Consider the following 13,585-nt stretch of genomic DNA (forward strand, 5'->3'; position numbering starts at 1 on the left):
GTCCTTCCCTGGGTGCGGCTGGGGAGTCGGGCGGGGCCGGGGCGGGCGGCGGCGGGGCGGCCGCCGCCCGCCCCGGAGGGCGGACCGGGGTCAGCCGATGGCCTTGTCGATCGTCCGGACGGCCGCGTCCCAGGCCTTGTCGGGGCTGGTGCCGCGCTGCTCCATGTTGTTGATCTGGGTGGAGATGGAGTCCTTGATCACGCCGTCCTTCGGGCCGAGGACCGCCTCGGGGATGGACTTCGCGCCGTCGGCGTAGATCTGGCCGATGGGGGCGTTGTTGAAGTACGGCAGGGTCGCGTTCTTCACGTCGGGCAGCTCGTAGGCGCCCTGGTTGGACGGGAAGACGCCGATCGCCTTGAAGACGGCGGCCTGCTGCTCGGGGGCGGTCAGCCACTTGACGAGCTTGGCGGCCTCGTCCACGTTCTTCCCGGACTTGGGGACGGCGAGGAAGGAGCCGCCCCAGTTGGCGGAGGTGTTGCCGGGGGCGCTGGTGATGTCCCACTTGCCCTTGTTGGCGTCACCGGCGTACGTGGAGATCTGGCCGGCCATCCAGGCGGGGCAGACGACGGTGGCCACGGTGCTCTTGCGCAGGGCCGCCTGCCACTGGTCCTCGAACTGGGCCAGGCCCTGCGTCAGCTTCTTGGACGCGGCCTGGGCGGCGAGGTCCCAGCCCTTCTGGACGCTGGCGCTCTCCTTGTAGACCGGCTTGCCGCTCGCGTCGTAGTACTGCTCGGGGCTGGAACTGACCACGGCGTTGAACATGGCGCTCGCGGAGTCCATGAAGTACGTGCCGGAGGGGGCCTTCTTCTTGTACTGCTCGCCGAGGGCGAGGTAGGCCTCCCAGCCGCCCTCGGTCAGCTTCGCGACCTCGTCGCGTTCGGTGGGCAGCCCGGCCTTCTCGAACAGTTCGCGGTTGTAGCAGAGGGACATGGGGCCTATGTCGGTGCCCGCGCCGATGACCGCGCCGCTGGGGGCGGTGGCCTGCTTCGCCTTCCAGGAGACCCACTCGTCCACACCGATGACCTTGGAGAGGTCGGCGAAGGAGTCCGCCTTGGTGTCGACGATCTCCTTGATCCGGCCGACCTCGATGCCCTGGACGTCGGCGAGACCGCTGCCGGAGTTCAGCTGCTGGAGGAGCTTGGGGTAGTAGTTCTTCTCCTCGGCGGTGGTGTCCTCCTTGACCGTGATCTTCGGGTTCAGCTCGTGGTACTTCTCGAAGAGCCCGGCCTCCTTGTAACCGAACTGCCCGAAGTCGGCGACGGTCAGGGTGATGTTGCCGTTCGCGTCGGCTCCCTTGTCCGAGTCGGACGAGCCGCCGCATCCGGTGAGGAGGAGGGCCGTGACCGTGAGGCCCGTGGTGGCCACGAGGGCGGTTCTGTGGCGTCGACCGGCAACGCTGCGGGTGATGCGCATTCCACTGCTCCTTGTTCCGGGGGTCCGGCAATGGCGCATGGGAGCGCTCCCATGCATCGTTGCCGGAAGGTTCCTGCCTCAAGGGGGTGGGTGTCAAGAGTTGAAGACGATTCCGTTGCCGAGGGATGTCCGGCGCGTCACGGAGGGGGTCTCGGGCGACCCTCCCGTCGGAAGGTGAACGGAGGCGACTCCGGGCCGGGCGAGGTGCCGGTGCACACCACCCCTGTTAATTTCTCCCTTATGCACCTTTCGATCGCCCTGGTCGCCGACCCCAGCCCCGGTGAGTGAGGCGGGATGGGCGTCCTGCGCGACCATCCCGAACTGGCTCTCTTCTTCTGCCTCGCGGCCGGCTATCTCGTCGGCAAGCTCCGCGTCGGCCCGATCACGCTCGGCGGTATCTGCGGCACCCTGATCGTGTCGCTGCTGATCGGCACCCGGCACGTCAGCGTCGACGACGACGTCAAGACGGTCTTCTTCGCGCTGTTCATCTTCTCGCTCGGCTACCTGGCCGGGCCGCAGTTCTTCGCCAACCTCAACCGCAAGAGCCTGCGCTTCTTCACGCTCTGCCTGATCGAGCTGGTCTGCGTCCTCGGCATCGCCTTCGGGCTCGCCAAGGCCTTCGACCTGGACGTGGGCACGGCCTCCGGAATCCTGGCCGGGGCGGCCACCGAGTCCGCCGTCGTGGGCACGGCCACCGAGGCGATCGGGAAGCTCAGCGACCTGACCTCGGAGCAGATCACCCAGTACCAGGGGCATGTGGCCACCGCCTACACGGTCTGCTACCTCTTCGGCCTGATCACCATCGTGCTGTTCACCAGCCAGATCATGCCGATGCTGCTGCGCATCAACCTGGCGGACGCCTCGCGCGAGCTGTGGGAGAAGATGCGCGGCGGGCAGGCCGGGCTGGAGTCCGACGAGCGCGAGGCGCTGCCCTCCATGGTCGGCCGTACGTATCTGGTGACGCGGGCGGACGGCCGGACCGTCGGTGATCTCCAGAGCGCCATGGGCGGCCGGATCACCGTCGAGGGGGTCAAGCGCGGCAGCAAGCTGCTGACGCCCTCCCCCGGTCTGGAGCTGACGCTCAGCGATCTCGTCCAGGTGGTCGGGGAGCGGGCGGCGATCATCGACGCGGGCCGGGAGATCGGCCCGGAGACCCCGGCCGTACCGGGGCTCGACACCCCCCTGGCCACCAGCCAGGTCGCCGTCACCGAGAAGGAGACGATCGGCGCGACCATCGACCGGCTGGAGAAGCGGCACCCGGAGTTCCGCAAGGACGGCGTGTACATCACCGATGTGCTCCGCAACGACCAGCATCTGCCCGCCAGCGGGGAGACGGTCCTCGCCCGGGGCGACGTCCTCACCCTGGTCGGCGCCCGCGGCGGACTGAACCGGCTGGTCGCCAAGCTCGGCGCGGTGGTCAAGAACGACGCCACCGACTTCATCTACCTCGGCTTCGGCATCGTGGCGGGCTCGCTGCTCGGTCAGATCGTCGTCAAGCTCGGCGATGTCCCGATGTCGCTCGGCACCGGCGGCGGCTGTCTGATCTCGGGGCTGGTCTTCGGCTGGTTCCGCTCCCGCAGCCAGACCTTCGGGGCGTTCCCGCCGCAGGCCGCGACCACGCTCAAGGACATGGGTCTGGCCGTCTTCATCGCCTGTACGGGACTGGCGGCGGGCCCGCAGGCCTGGCCGCTGCTGAAGGAGTACGGGGCGCTGCTGCCGTTCGCGGGCATCGCCATGGTGCTGGTCCCGGCGACGATCTCGCTGATCGTCGGGACCAAGCTGCTGAAGATCGAGAAGCCGCTCCTGATCGGCGCCATCGCCGGCCAGCAGTGCTCGACCCCGGCGATCACCTCCATCACCCAGGTGGCCCAGAGCTCCGTCCCGCTGCTCGGCTACACGATCACGTACACGCTCTCCAACTTCCTGCTGCCGCTGACCGGGCCCATCCTGGTCGGCGTCCTGGGGGCCTGACGTGACCGCCCTTCGCGCCCCCGACCCGTACGGAACGGACACCGCCATGCCGAAGACCCGCCTCAGCCGTGAAGAGATCCGGTCCTACGCCCAGCTCTCCCCCTTCGAGCTGAAGGACACGTTCATCCGGATCGCCACGGACGCGCAGAGCGACCGGCCGGGTCAGAAGGGGAAGACGACCCGGGCCATGCTCAACGCCGGTCGCGGCAACCCGAACTGGGTCGCCACCGGCCCCCGCGAGGCGTACCACGCGCTCGGCTACTTCGCGATCGCGGAGTCCCGGCGGGTCTGGACGGCCGACAACCTGGGCGGCATGCCGGAGCAGGCCGGGTGTGCGGAGCGCTTCGACCACTTCGTCCGTACGCATCCGGAGCTGCCGGGTATCGAGCTGCTGAAGGCGAGCGTCGATCTGGCGGTGAAGCGGTTCGGCTTCGACCGGGAGGCGTTCCTGCACGAGCTGGCGGACTCCTCGATCGGCGACAACTACCCGGTGCCGGACCGGATCCTGCACCACACCGAGGAGATCGTGCGCGGCTATGTCGCGGACGAGATGTTCGACCACCGGCCGCCGGAGGGGCAGACGCTGAGCCTGTTCGCGACCGAGGGCGGCACGGCGGCGATGTGCTACATCTTCGACTCGCTGATGAAGAACGGGATCCTGGAGAAGGGCGACCGGATCGCCCTGATGGTGCCGGTGTTCACCCCGTATCTGGAGATCCCGGAGCTGGACACGTACGGCTTCGACGTGGTGCACGTGGAGGCGAGCCTGTTCACCGAGACCGGGGTGCGGCAGTGGCGCTACCCGGAGGAGGAGATCGCCAAGCTCGCGGACCCCTCGATCAAGCTGGTCTGCTGCGTGAATCCGAGCAACCCGCCCTCGCTGGCGCTCTCTTCACGGGTCTCCGAGCAGATCGTGTCCATCGTGAGCGAGCACAACCCCCACCTGATCGTCGTGACGGACGATGTGTACGGGACGTTCGTCGAGGGCTTCCGCTCGCTCGCGGCCGACCTGCCGCGCAACACTCTCCTCGTCTACTCCTACTCCAAGCACTACGGGGCGACCGGCTGGCGGCTCGGGGTGATCGCGCTGCACGACGACAACGTGATCGACGCGATGCTGGCGGAGCAGGACCAGGAGCAGAAGGACCGGCTCAACAGGCGTTACGGATCACTGACGTTGGAGCCGGAGAAGATGCGGTTCATCGACCGGATGGTGGCGGACTCCCGGCAGGTCGCGCTGAACCACACGGCGGGGCTGTCGCTGCCGCAGCAGGTGATGATGGCGCTGTTCTCGCTCTTCGACATGCTGGACGAGGGGCAGGCGTACAAGCACCGGATCCGGGCGATCGTGCGGCAGCGGCTCGAACTCCTGCTGGAGGGCGCGCACATGAAGATCTCGGAGGATCCGAAGCGGGCGGCGTACTACATCGAACTGGATCTGCTGGCCGAGGCGGAGCGGGTCCACGGGAAGCCGTTCGCCGACTTCCTGGAGCAGAACTACGAGCCGGTCGACCCGCTGTTCCGGCTGGCCGAGCAGACCTCGGTGGTGCTGCTGAACGGCGGCGGCTTCGACGGCCCGGAGTGGTCGGTGCGGGTGTCGCTGGCCAACCTGGACGACCTGGACTATCTGAAGATCGGCCACCATCTGCGGGCGATCTTCGACGCGTACGCGGAGGAGTGGCGGGCGCGGACCGGGTGACACGGGAGCCGGTGTCCCCACCGCCACCGGGGCGAACGGTGGCGGCGGGGGCCGACGTGGGGGCCCCGGGGAAGGTGGGGGTTCGACGACGTCCCGGGGTTGCTTCATGAAGAACGCTAGCGCCTGCGCAACGGGCGAAGCGGGCGTTACGGACAGGGGTGGGTGTTCTTAGGTTCCGCTTAAGGGACGCATCGGAGCGGGTTAATGCTGGGCCCCCGGGCCGGTCGTGGTCCGGGCCTCCTTCCGTTCCCGCCACCCGATCCGGCGGCCCACCCGGCGGCCGTGGCCGCGCCGGCCGCGCTCGGGGCGGTCGCCGTGCAGGCCGATCCAGATCCGGACCTCGGTGCCGCCGAGGACGGACCGGCCGATGCGCAGGTCGCCGCCGGTGGACTCGGCGACCCGGCGCACGATGTCCAGGCCGAGTCCGGTGGAGCCGACGGAGCCGCTCGCCCCGTCCCGCCCGCTGGCGCCCCGGGCGAGGGCCGCCTTGGGGTCGTCGATGCCCGGTCCCGCGTCGGAGACGAGCACGATGACCGCGTCGCCGCTGTGGTGGACGTCGACGGCGAAGGCGGTGCCCTCGGGGGTGTGGCGGAAGACGTTGCCGAGCAACGCGTCCAGTGCGGCTGCCAGTTCGGGGCGGGCGACGGGGATCCGTACCGTACGGTCGACTCCCGCGAGGCGCACCTCGCGGCCCTCGTCCTCCGCGAGCGCCGACCAGAAGCCCATGCGTTCGCGGATCACCTCGGAGGCGTCGCAGCCCGCCCCCGTCTGCACACCCTGGGTCTGCGGGCGCTGTTCGCGGGCGGTGCGGATGATCGTGTCGACCTCGTGCTCCAGCTGCTGGACCGCCGCCCGGGTCTGTTCGGCCGCCGGGCCCTCGCCGAGGGACGCGGCGTTCAGCCGGAGCACGGTGAGCGGGGTGCGCAGCCGGTGCGAGAGGTCGGCGGCGAGCTCGCGCTCGTTGGCCAGGAGCTGGACGACCTGGTCGGCCATGGAGTTGAACGCGATGGCGGCGGACCGCAGTTCGGTGGGCCCCTCCTCGGGGACCCGGGTGCCCAGGCGCCCCTCCCCCAGGTCCTGGGCGGCCCCGGCGAGGCGCTGGGCGGGCTGCACCATCCGTACGCCGAGCCGGTCGGCGACCGCGACCGAGCCGACGATCAGGGCGACGCCGACGCCCGCCAGCATCAGCCAGGCGGTGGCGACCCCGTTGGAGACCTCGCCCTCGGGGACGAACACCTCGACGACGGCGATCTCGCCGGTGCTCAGCGCGGTCGGCTGGAGGAGCGCGAACCCGCCGGTGACCTCGGTGATGGAGGCCCGCCCGGCCTTGCGCACGGTCTCGACGTCCTTGGGGGTGGCGCGCCGGGTGCCGATGTCCAGCGCCTCGCCCTCGGCTCCGTCCGCCGCCTGCTCGGGGGCCGGGACGTGGACGGCGAGGTGGCCCCGGTCGCCCGGTTCGGTGGACAGGACGGCCCGGGTCAGCTCCTCGCGGTCGGTGGTGATGGAGAGGGTCGGGGCGATCGTCCCGGCCTGGCGCTCCGCATCGGAGAAGGCCCGGTCGCTGGCCATCTCCCGGATGACGAGCCCGAGCGGTACGGCGAAGGCGATGACGACCATCGCGGTGACCGCCAGGCAGACCTTGACCAGGGCCCATCTCATGCGGGCGGCTCCGTGACCGGCGCACCGGCGTCCGGGGCGTCGGCCGGCGGCTGGAGCTTCACGCCGACGCCGCGCAGGGTGTGCAGATAGCGCGGGCGGGCCGCGGTCTCGCCGAGCTTGCGGCGCAGCCAGGACAGATGGACGTCGATGGTCTGGTCGTCGCCGTAGGACTGCTGCCAGACCTCGGCCAGCAGCTCCTTGCGGGCGACGACCACGCCGGGCCGCCCGGCCAGAAAGGTGAGCAGGTCGAACTCGCGGCGGGTCAGGTCGAGTTCGGCCCCGTCCAGCTCGGCGCTGCGGCGCAGCGGGTCGATGGAGAGCCCGCCGACGCGGATGACCCGGGGCGGCGGCGCCTCGCCCCCGGCGGCGCGCGAGCGGCGGAGCACGGCGGCCATCCGGGCGGAGAGATGCTCGACGGAGAACGGTTTCGTCAGGTAGTCGTCGGCGCCGTCGTTGAGCAGCCGGACGATCTCGCTCTCGTCGTCGCGGGCGGTGGCGATGATGACGGGGACGTCGGTGATGGACCGCAGCATCTTCAGCGCCTCCGAGCCGTCGAGGTCGGGCAGCCCGAGGTCGAGGATGACCACGTCGAAGCGGAAGTGCGCGACCTCGCGCAGCGCTTCGAGCGCGGTGCCCACGCTCCGTACCGTGTGGGAGGCCTCACTGAGGTGCCGGATGAGGGCGGAACGTACGAACTGGTCGTCCTCGACCACGAGCACACTTGCCATGGGCGGCACCGTACGCCATGGCGAGGGGCCCGGTCCCGGCCCCGTCGGAATCCTCCGCAAAGGCCGGAGAAGGGCGTTTGCCCCGTCGACACGGGCGGATTCGAGGCGGCCCGGGGCAGGTCTTCGGGGGAGCCGGAGCGGGCTTTCCGCGGGAGCCGGAGCGGGCCCTTCGGGGAGTCGGAGCGGACTGTGCGGTTCCAGGAGCGGGCCGGGTGGTGCAGGATGTGCCCGATGCAACGAGGACTCGTACACACGCTGGCGTGGTCGCTCGCCACCGGCGCGGCGGTCACGCTCTCGTGGTGGGGTGTGCACACGGTCATGACGGGGACGGCGTACGACCCGCCCCGCGCCGTGCCGATCTCGGTGGGCGCGGGGGCTCCTCAGCGCATCGGGCAGAGCACCGAGGCACCGCTCGTCTCCTCGACGCACCGGACGTCGCCCTCCCCGTCCGCCTCCGCCTCGCCGAGCACCGGCGACGCGCGCCCCTCGGATTCGCCCCCGAGCCCGTCGCGTACGCCGTCGGCCTCGGCGAAGCCGCCCGCGGGGACGGCTCCGGCGGAGGCTTCGGGCCAGGTGAAGGGCTATCGGACCGATGGCGGGCGGGTGGTGTTCGAGCTGGGCGCCGACTCGGCGAAGCTCGTCTCGGCGACGCCCGAGCCGGGCTGGTCGATGCAGGTGTGGAAGAACGACGCCTGGATCCGGGTGGACTTCAGCGACGGGGGCGGGAAGGACGGCACGACGTACTCGGTGTTCTGCACCTGGAACGGGACGCCGCCGACGGTGCAGATCGTCGAACCGTAGTCCTTGATGGACTGATCAGGGGTTCTCGAAGACGGACGGCGGAGGCGCGGGCGACGGCTTGGCCGCCGCGTCGGTGACGACGGCCGCGCCGCCGGTGAAGTCGGTGAGCGCACGGCCGTGTTCGACGCGGCCGGGGTGCGGATCGCTCGCCACCCGCCGGGTGAACTCGGCGACCGGGAGCGGCAGGGCGGAGGCGAGCAGGACCGCGTTGCCGAAGCGGCGACCGCGCCACACCACCGGGTCGGCGGCCAGCGCCAGTTCGGGGAAGACGGCGGCGGCGGTGGCGACCTGGCCGCGCAGATGGGCGAGCGGGGGGCCGTCGGCGAGGTTGGCGGCGTAGCGCCCCTCGGGCTTCAGCACCCGGCGTACCTCGCCGAGGAATTCGGCGGAGGTCAGGTGGGCGGGGGTACGGGCGCCGCTGAACACGTCCGCGATGACCAGGTCCGCCCAGCCGTCGGGAAATCTGCCGAGCCCTTCGCGGGCGTCGGCCGCCCGGACCCGGACGCGGGCCTGGGGGTCCAGCGGGAGGTGGTCGCGGACGAACTGGACGAGGGGCGCGTCGAGTTCGACGATCTGCTGGGTGGAGCGGGGACGGGTGGCGGCGGTGTACCGGGCGAGGGTGAACGCGCCGCCGCCCAGGTGCAGGACGTGCAGCGGCTGGAGCGGGGGTGCGGCGAGGTCGATGATGTGGCCGAGGCGGCGCTGGTAGGCGAACGAGAGGTACGTGGGGTCGTCGAGGTCCACGTGGGACTGCGGGGCGTTGTCGATCAGGAGCGTCCAGCCGCGCGGGCGCTCGCGGTCGGGCAGAAGCTCGGCGACGCCACCGCCGACCGACCGGGAGACGGCCTCGCGCTCACCTCGGCCGCGCCCGGAGCCCGGGCGTTCCGGACGGCCCTTGGCCTTCGCGCTGTCCGCGCCCTTCCCCTTGCCCCGGCCCGGCGTTCCTCGACGTGCCACGTTCGCTGGTCCTTGCTGGTGGGGGCCCGGGGGCGCCGGCCTGGCGGAGATGCGCGGAGGTGTTCCGCGCGTCCGGCCATTATGGGCTCAGCGGCAGCTGTCCGCGGCCTCGATCAGGCGGGCCGCCTGGTCGAGGGCGGCGCGGAGCACGGCCGGGTCGGTGACCGGGGCGTCCTCGGCGGGCGGGAGCAGCCAGCCGGATCCGGAGGCCGGCGGCTCGGCGGGGATGCGCAGCCCGCGGCCGTCGGTCCGCGTACAGGCGCTGCCGGGTACGTCCCAGCCGTCGGCGGTGCCCGGCGGCACGAGGAAGCCGAGGGTGGCGCAGGCCCCGTCGTGCAGGACCGGGCCGACGGCCTCCTGGTCGCCGCCGCGGCGGAGGATGTCGACGGCCTCCAGGCCCTGCCGGGCCGGGACCGTGACGAGGTCCAGGGGCGGGTCCGCCGGGGCGGGGGTCGTCGCGGTCGTCCGTGAGCCGGTCTCCCTGCCGAGGTGCAACAAGGGAACCCCTCCTCTCATCGCCGAACGGAGCCACACTCCGTCTCCACATGGACCAACGCCGCGGGTGCGTCAAGGGCTACGGGCGCACACCGCCGCAAAGGGTGGCAGTTCATGGCGGATCACGGGTGGTATGACCGGTTTCGCAACGAAACGCTGTGTGTGCGGACCATCACAGCAGGTACGTTCTTGCTCCGCCGGGACACCGGAACTCCGGGGAGGCCGGAGAGATCCGGGGAGGCCCGGGGACGCCGGGTGGCACGACCCCCGGCTGCACCAGAGAGGGGCCGGCATGGCGTCGACAGGGGCAGTTCCCAACCTCGCCTTCCGTCAGCTGCGCGGACAGCGCTCCGCCGGGGAGTTCGCGGCGGCCGTCCGCAGAGCGGCCCGGGAGATCGGGGAGCAGGTCGCGTGCGACGCCCGGTACATCGGACGCGTGGAGTCCGGGGAGATCCGCTGCCCCAACTACGCCTACGAACGCGTCTTCCTGCACATGTTCCCCGGGGCGTCCCTGACCGATCTGGGGTTCTCGGCCCGCGAGAGCGTACGGGGACGGGGCGCCCGGGTCGTGTCGGAACCCCCGCCTCCGTGTCCGCCCACGGCCGCATCCCCGGCCGCCCCGTCGCCCCGCGACACCGATACCGACGACATCCCCGAGGAGAGCGACGTGCTGCGTCGCGTGTTCATGACGAGCGGCACCGCCACGGTGGCGGCCGCTTCCCTGGGTCTCGGCGGGGCGCCCGCCTCCGCCGCCCGGATCTCTCTGCCCACGCAGCGCCGGGTCGGCGAGGCGGAGGTGGCCGCCGTCGAGAAGGCCGTACGGCAGATCCGGCTGCTGGACGACCGGCACGGCGGTGACGGGCTCTACCGGCGGGCCGCGCAGCCGCTGCGCGCGGCGTACGAGCTGCTGGACGCGGGGAGCACCGCGCGGCGCGCCACCTCGGACCGGCTGCACGCGGGCGCGGGTGAGCTGGCCATCTCGGTGGGGTGGCTGGCCCATGACTCGGGCCGCTTCGACGACGCCCGCTCGCACTACGCGGAGGCGCTGGCGACGGCGCGGCTTGCGGGGGACGCGGGGCTTGAGGCGCACGCGTTCTGCAACACGTCGTTCCTGGCCCGGGACGCGGGGCGGCCGCGCGAGGCGGTCCGGGCGGCGGAGGCCGGCCAGCGGGCCGCCCGCACGCTGGGCTCGCCCCGGCTGCTGGCGCTGCTCGCGCTGCGGGAGGCGGGGGGCCGGGCGGGGCTCGGTGACCGTACGGGGTGCGACCGGGCGATCGGGCGGGCCCGGGCGGCGTTCGACCGGGGGCCCGCGTCCGGTGACCCCGAGTGGATGAGCTTCTTCCGCGAGGCGGAGCTGGAGCTGCTGGAGGCGCAGTGCTGGTCGGCGCTGGGCGACTGGTCCCGGGCGGCGCGGCACGGGCGGCGGGCGGTGCTGCTCCAGGACGCGCACTTCACCCGGAACCTCGCCCTGTACCGGGCGCAGCTCACGGGTGACCTGGCCCGTGCGGGCCGGGCGGACGAGGCGGCGGCGACGGGTCACCAGGTGCTGGACCTGCTGACCCGGGTGCAGTCGTCGCGGATCCGGGGGATGTTGGCGGGGGCGGCGCGAGCGCTGGCCCCTCGGGCCGGAACGCCAGAGGTGACGTCGTTCCTGACCCGCCACGAATCAAGCCCGTAGACCGGCACCCCTTTCAGCCCGTCGAGCGGCGCCCCCTACAGCCCGCTCCGGGGCGCGCAAACCCAGCCCGTCCGGCGTTCGAGGACGGAACCGTTCAGCCCGTTCCCGGGTGCGCAAACCCAGCCCGTCCGGCGTTTGAGGACGGAACCGTTGAGCACCTTCCCGGGTGCGCATCAGGGTCTCCCCCGCCCCGGGGTCCGCGAAGTTCCCGCCCACCGGGCGAAGGGTTCCGTCCTCAAGCGCCGGACGGGCTGGATGTGGCGCGGGCGGGCTGAAAGGGCGGGTGCAGGCGCAAGAGGTGCGGGCACCCCGCGAAGTCACCGGTCCAGGTGGCCCGTGTCGTTCCAGCGTTCCACTGCCGGCAGGCCGTACGCCCAGCCCAGGACCGACAACGACGTCGGCTCCAGGCGGATCCGCGCGCCGAAGGACAGGTCCTCGCCGAGCCAGCGCGCCCCCAGCGCCCGCAGAATGTGGCCGTGGGCGAAGACCAGCACGTCCCGGTCCGCAGACCGCGCCCACGCGACGATCTCGTCCGCGCGGGCGGTGACATCGGCGACGGACTCCCCGCCGGGAACCCCGTCCCGCCAGATCAGCCAGTCCGGCCGGTCCGCCTTGATCTCCGCCGGGGTCAGCCCCTCGTACGCCCCGTAGTCCCACTCCATCAGCGCGTCCCACCGCTCCGCCCGCTCCCCGAACCCCGCGAGCTCGCAGGTCTCGGCGGCCCGGACCAGCGGGCTGGTGCGGACCTCGACGCCGGGCAGCCCCGCCCACGGCGCCCGGTGCAGCCGCTCCCCGAGCAGCTTCGCGCCCTCGCGCCCGCTGTCCAGGAGCGGGATGTCCGTCCTGCCGGTGTGGTTGCCCCGGACCGACCACTGGGTCTGGCCGTGCCGGGCGAGCAGGATGCGCGGTGCCATGAAGGCTCTCCCTGAAACGCTGGTGCTGGGTTCTTCCATCATCCCGTACAGCCCCGCCAGGCAACCTCCCGGCCCTGATGGGCGTCCCTTTCTGAGCAGTCCCCCCGGCCATGGACCAGGGCCACAGGGGGGACCGCCGCGTACGGGACGTCCGGAAGGGGACCCCCGGGGGATGCGGTGGCACGGTGCCGCCGTACGGTTGAACGTTCTTCGTCGGCCGCATGAACATGGGGAGAGCTACCGGATGCCGCACGCCACCGCGCCGCCCGCGACCGGTCATCGGCCTCGCTGGTGGACGGAACTGCCACTGATCGCGGTGGTGTACGCGCTGTATTCCGTGGGCCGCCTCCTGGTGCGCGGCGATGTGTCGACGGCCGTCGACCACGGCCTGGCGATCCTGCGCCTCGAACAGGCGCTGTACCTCAACGCCGAGCACCCGCTGAACCGTCTCTTCACCAGCACCCCGTCCCTCGGCATACCCGCCGACTTCGCGTACGCCTCCCTGCACTACGTGGTCACCCCGGCCGTCCTCATATGGATGTTCCGGCGCAGGTCGGCGGCGTACCGGGCGGCCCGGGTCTGGCTGATGAACTCCACGCTGCTGGGTCTGGTCGGCTTCACGCTGGTGCCGACCTGCCCGCCCCGGCTGCTGGACGCGAGCCACGGCTTCGTCGACACGATGGCGCAGTACAGCGCGTACGGCTGGTGGGGCGCGGGGGCGAGCGCGCCGCGCGGGCTGAGCGGGATGACCAACCAGTACGCGGCGATGCCGAGCCTGCACGTCGGCTGGTCGCTGTGGTGCGGGATCCTGCTGTGGCGGCACGGCCGTCACCCACTCATACGCGCGGCGGGAATCGCCTATCCGCTGATCACCACGATCGTCGTGATGGGCACCGCCAACCACTACTTCCTGGACGCCGTCGCGGGCGCGGCCGTGATGGGCGTCGGGGCCCTGCTGGTGAAGCCGGTCATCCGGTTCGCCGACGGGGTCAAGGCGCGGCTGGCCGGCGTCCTCCCCGGCGGCCTCATCGGCGGCCGGAAGCAGGGCGGCGCGAGCACCGCCGCCGCGGCGATTCCGGCGACCGTGTCCCCGGATGTCAGTGCCGGGTGCAAGACTTCCACGGGTGAGCGAATCCCCGGCCAGCGGACCACCTCCGCAGATCCCCCCGGCACGGCAGTCGGCGGCGCGGCAGCCAGAGACGCCGCCGACGCGGACGCGAGCGACGACGCTCCGGCAGCGGCTCGCTGAGCTGCGCGGCCCGTCCGTCGC

The 13,585-nt window shown here is 72.1% G+C and carries 11 protein-coding genes; 5 read left to right on the forward strand and 6 right to left on the reverse strand.

Annotated features, from left to right (window positions below):
* Positions 1 to 90 precede the first annotated feature (90 nt).
* Positions 91 to 1,413: an ABC transporter substrate-binding protein gene (locus tag A3Q37_RS26715; RefSeq protein WP_065488174.1), complete on the reverse strand. Its 1,323-nt coding sequence runs from the start codon at positions 1,411 to 1,413 to the stop codon at positions 91 to 93.
* A 294-nt stretch (positions 1,414 to 1,707) separates the two neighbouring features.
* Here A3Q37_RS26715 and aspT point away from each other — a divergent pair, with 294 nt between their 5' ends.
* On the forward strand, positions 1,708 to 3,384 hold the full coding sequence (gene aspT, locus A3Q37_RS26720; RefSeq protein WP_065488175.1) for an aspartate-alanine antiporter: 1,677 nt from the start codon (positions 1,708 to 1,710) through the stop codon (positions 3,382 to 3,384).
* 46 nt (positions 3,385 to 3,430) lie between these two features.
* A complete protein-coding gene (locus A3Q37_RS26725; RefSeq protein WP_065488176.1) occupies positions 3,431 to 5,083 on the forward strand; it encodes a bifunctional aspartate transaminase/aspartate 4-decarboxylase in 1,653 nt (550 codons plus the stop codon).
* Between the two features lie 201 nt (positions 5,084 to 5,284).
* Here the strand turns inward: A3Q37_RS26725 and A3Q37_RS26730 are convergent, their stop codons facing one another.
* Positions 5,285 to 6,742 (reverse strand): HAMP domain-containing sensor histidine kinase, encoded by a 1,458-nt coding sequence (locus A3Q37_RS26730; protein WP_065488177.1) that lies wholly within the window; start codon positions 6,740 to 6,742, stop codon positions 5,285 to 5,287.
* Positions 6,739 to 7,470, reverse strand: coding sequence for a response regulator transcription factor (locus tag A3Q37_RS26735; protein WP_065488178.1), 732 nt, complete (start codon positions 7,468 to 7,470; stop codon positions 6,739 to 6,741). The genes A3Q37_RS26730 and A3Q37_RS26735 overlap by 4 nt, the downstream gene beginning before the upstream one ends.
* A gap of 231 nt (positions 7,471 to 7,701) precedes the next feature.
* Between A3Q37_RS26735 and A3Q37_RS26740 the strand changes: the two genes are divergently transcribed.
* Positions 7,702 to 8,271: a hypothetical protein gene (locus tag A3Q37_RS26740; RefSeq protein WP_065488179.1), complete on the forward strand. Its 570-nt coding sequence runs from the start codon at positions 7,702 to 7,704 to the stop codon at positions 8,269 to 8,271.
* 15 nt (positions 8,272 to 8,286) lie between these two features.
* On the opposite strand, the gene A3Q37_RS26745 is transcribed toward A3Q37_RS26740, so the two are convergent.
* Positions 8,287 to 9,228, reverse strand: coding sequence for a spermidine synthase (locus A3Q37_RS26745; RefSeq protein WP_065488180.1), 942 nt, complete (start codon positions 9,226 to 9,228; stop codon positions 8,287 to 8,289).
* An 87-nt stretch (positions 9,229 to 9,315) separates the two neighbouring features.
* On the reverse strand, positions 9,316 to 9,726 hold the full coding sequence (locus A3Q37_RS26750; RefSeq protein WP_176711516.1) for a hypothetical protein: 411 nt from the start codon (positions 9,724 to 9,726) through the stop codon (positions 9,316 to 9,318).
* A gap of 289 nt (positions 9,727 to 10,015) precedes the next feature.
* On the opposite strand from A3Q37_RS26750, the gene A3Q37_RS26755 reads away from it, so the two are divergent.
* Positions 10,016 to 11,401, forward strand: a complete 1,386-nt coding sequence (locus tag A3Q37_RS26755) for a transcriptional regulator (RefSeq protein ID WP_065488182.1) — start codon at positions 10,016 to 10,018, stop codon at positions 11,399 to 11,401.
* A 317-nt stretch (positions 11,402 to 11,718) separates the two neighbouring features.
* Here the strand turns inward: A3Q37_RS26755 and A3Q37_RS26760 are convergent, their stop codons facing one another.
* On the reverse strand, positions 11,719 to 12,315 hold the full coding sequence (locus tag A3Q37_RS26760) for a histidine phosphatase family protein (RefSeq protein WP_010062813.1): 597 nt from the start codon (positions 12,313 to 12,315) through the stop codon (positions 11,719 to 11,721).
* A 244-nt stretch (positions 12,316 to 12,559) separates the two neighbouring features.
* Here A3Q37_RS26760 and A3Q37_RS26765 point away from each other — a divergent pair, with 244 nt between their 5' ends.
* Entirely contained in the window at positions 12,560 to 13,564 is a 1,005-nt protein-coding gene (locus A3Q37_RS26765; RefSeq protein ID WP_065488183.1) for a phosphatase PAP2 family protein, read from the forward strand.
* Positions 13,565 to 13,585: the final 21 nt, after the last annotated feature.

This window comes from Streptomyces sp. PTY087I2 (genome assembly GCF_001687325.1).
GTDB lineage: Bacteria > Actinomycetota > Actinomycetes > Streptomycetales > Streptomycetaceae > Streptomyces.

Bases quoted from the DNA above. Each gene is read 5' to 3' on its own strand.
- A3Q37_RS26715 (WP_065488174.1), bottom strand. From the start codon at position 1,413: ATGCGCATCACCCGCAGCGTTGCCGGTCGACGCCACAGAACCGCCCTC.
- aspT (WP_065488175.1), top strand. From the start codon at position 1,708: ATGGGCGTCCTGCGCGACCATCCCGAACTGGCTCTCTTCTTCTGCCTC.
- A3Q37_RS26725 (WP_065488176.1), top strand. From the start codon at position 3,431: ATGCCGAAGACCCGCCTCAGCCGTGAAGAGATCCGGTCCTACGCCCAG.
- A3Q37_RS26730 (WP_065488177.1), bottom strand. From the start codon at position 6,742: ATGAGATGGGCCCTGGTCAAGGTCTGCCTGGCGGTCACCGCGATGGTC.
- A3Q37_RS26735 (WP_065488178.1), bottom strand. From the start codon at position 7,470: ATGGCAAGTGTGCTCGTGGTCGAGGACGACCAGTTCGTACGTTCCGCC.
- A3Q37_RS26740 (WP_065488179.1), top strand. From the start codon at position 7,702: ATGCAACGAGGACTCGTACACACGCTGGCGTGGTCGCTCGCCACCGGC.
- A3Q37_RS26755 (WP_065488182.1), top strand. From the start codon at position 10,016: ATGGCGTCGACAGGGGCAGTTCCCAACCTCGCCTTCCGTCAGCTGCGC.
- A3Q37_RS26760 (WP_010062813.1), bottom strand. From the start codon at position 12,315: ATGGCACCGCGCATCCTGCTCGCCCGGCACGGCCAGACCCAGTGGTCG.
- A3Q37_RS26765 (WP_065488183.1), top strand. From the start codon at position 12,560: ATGCCGCACGCCACCGCGCCGCCCGCGACCGGTCATCGGCCTCGCTGG.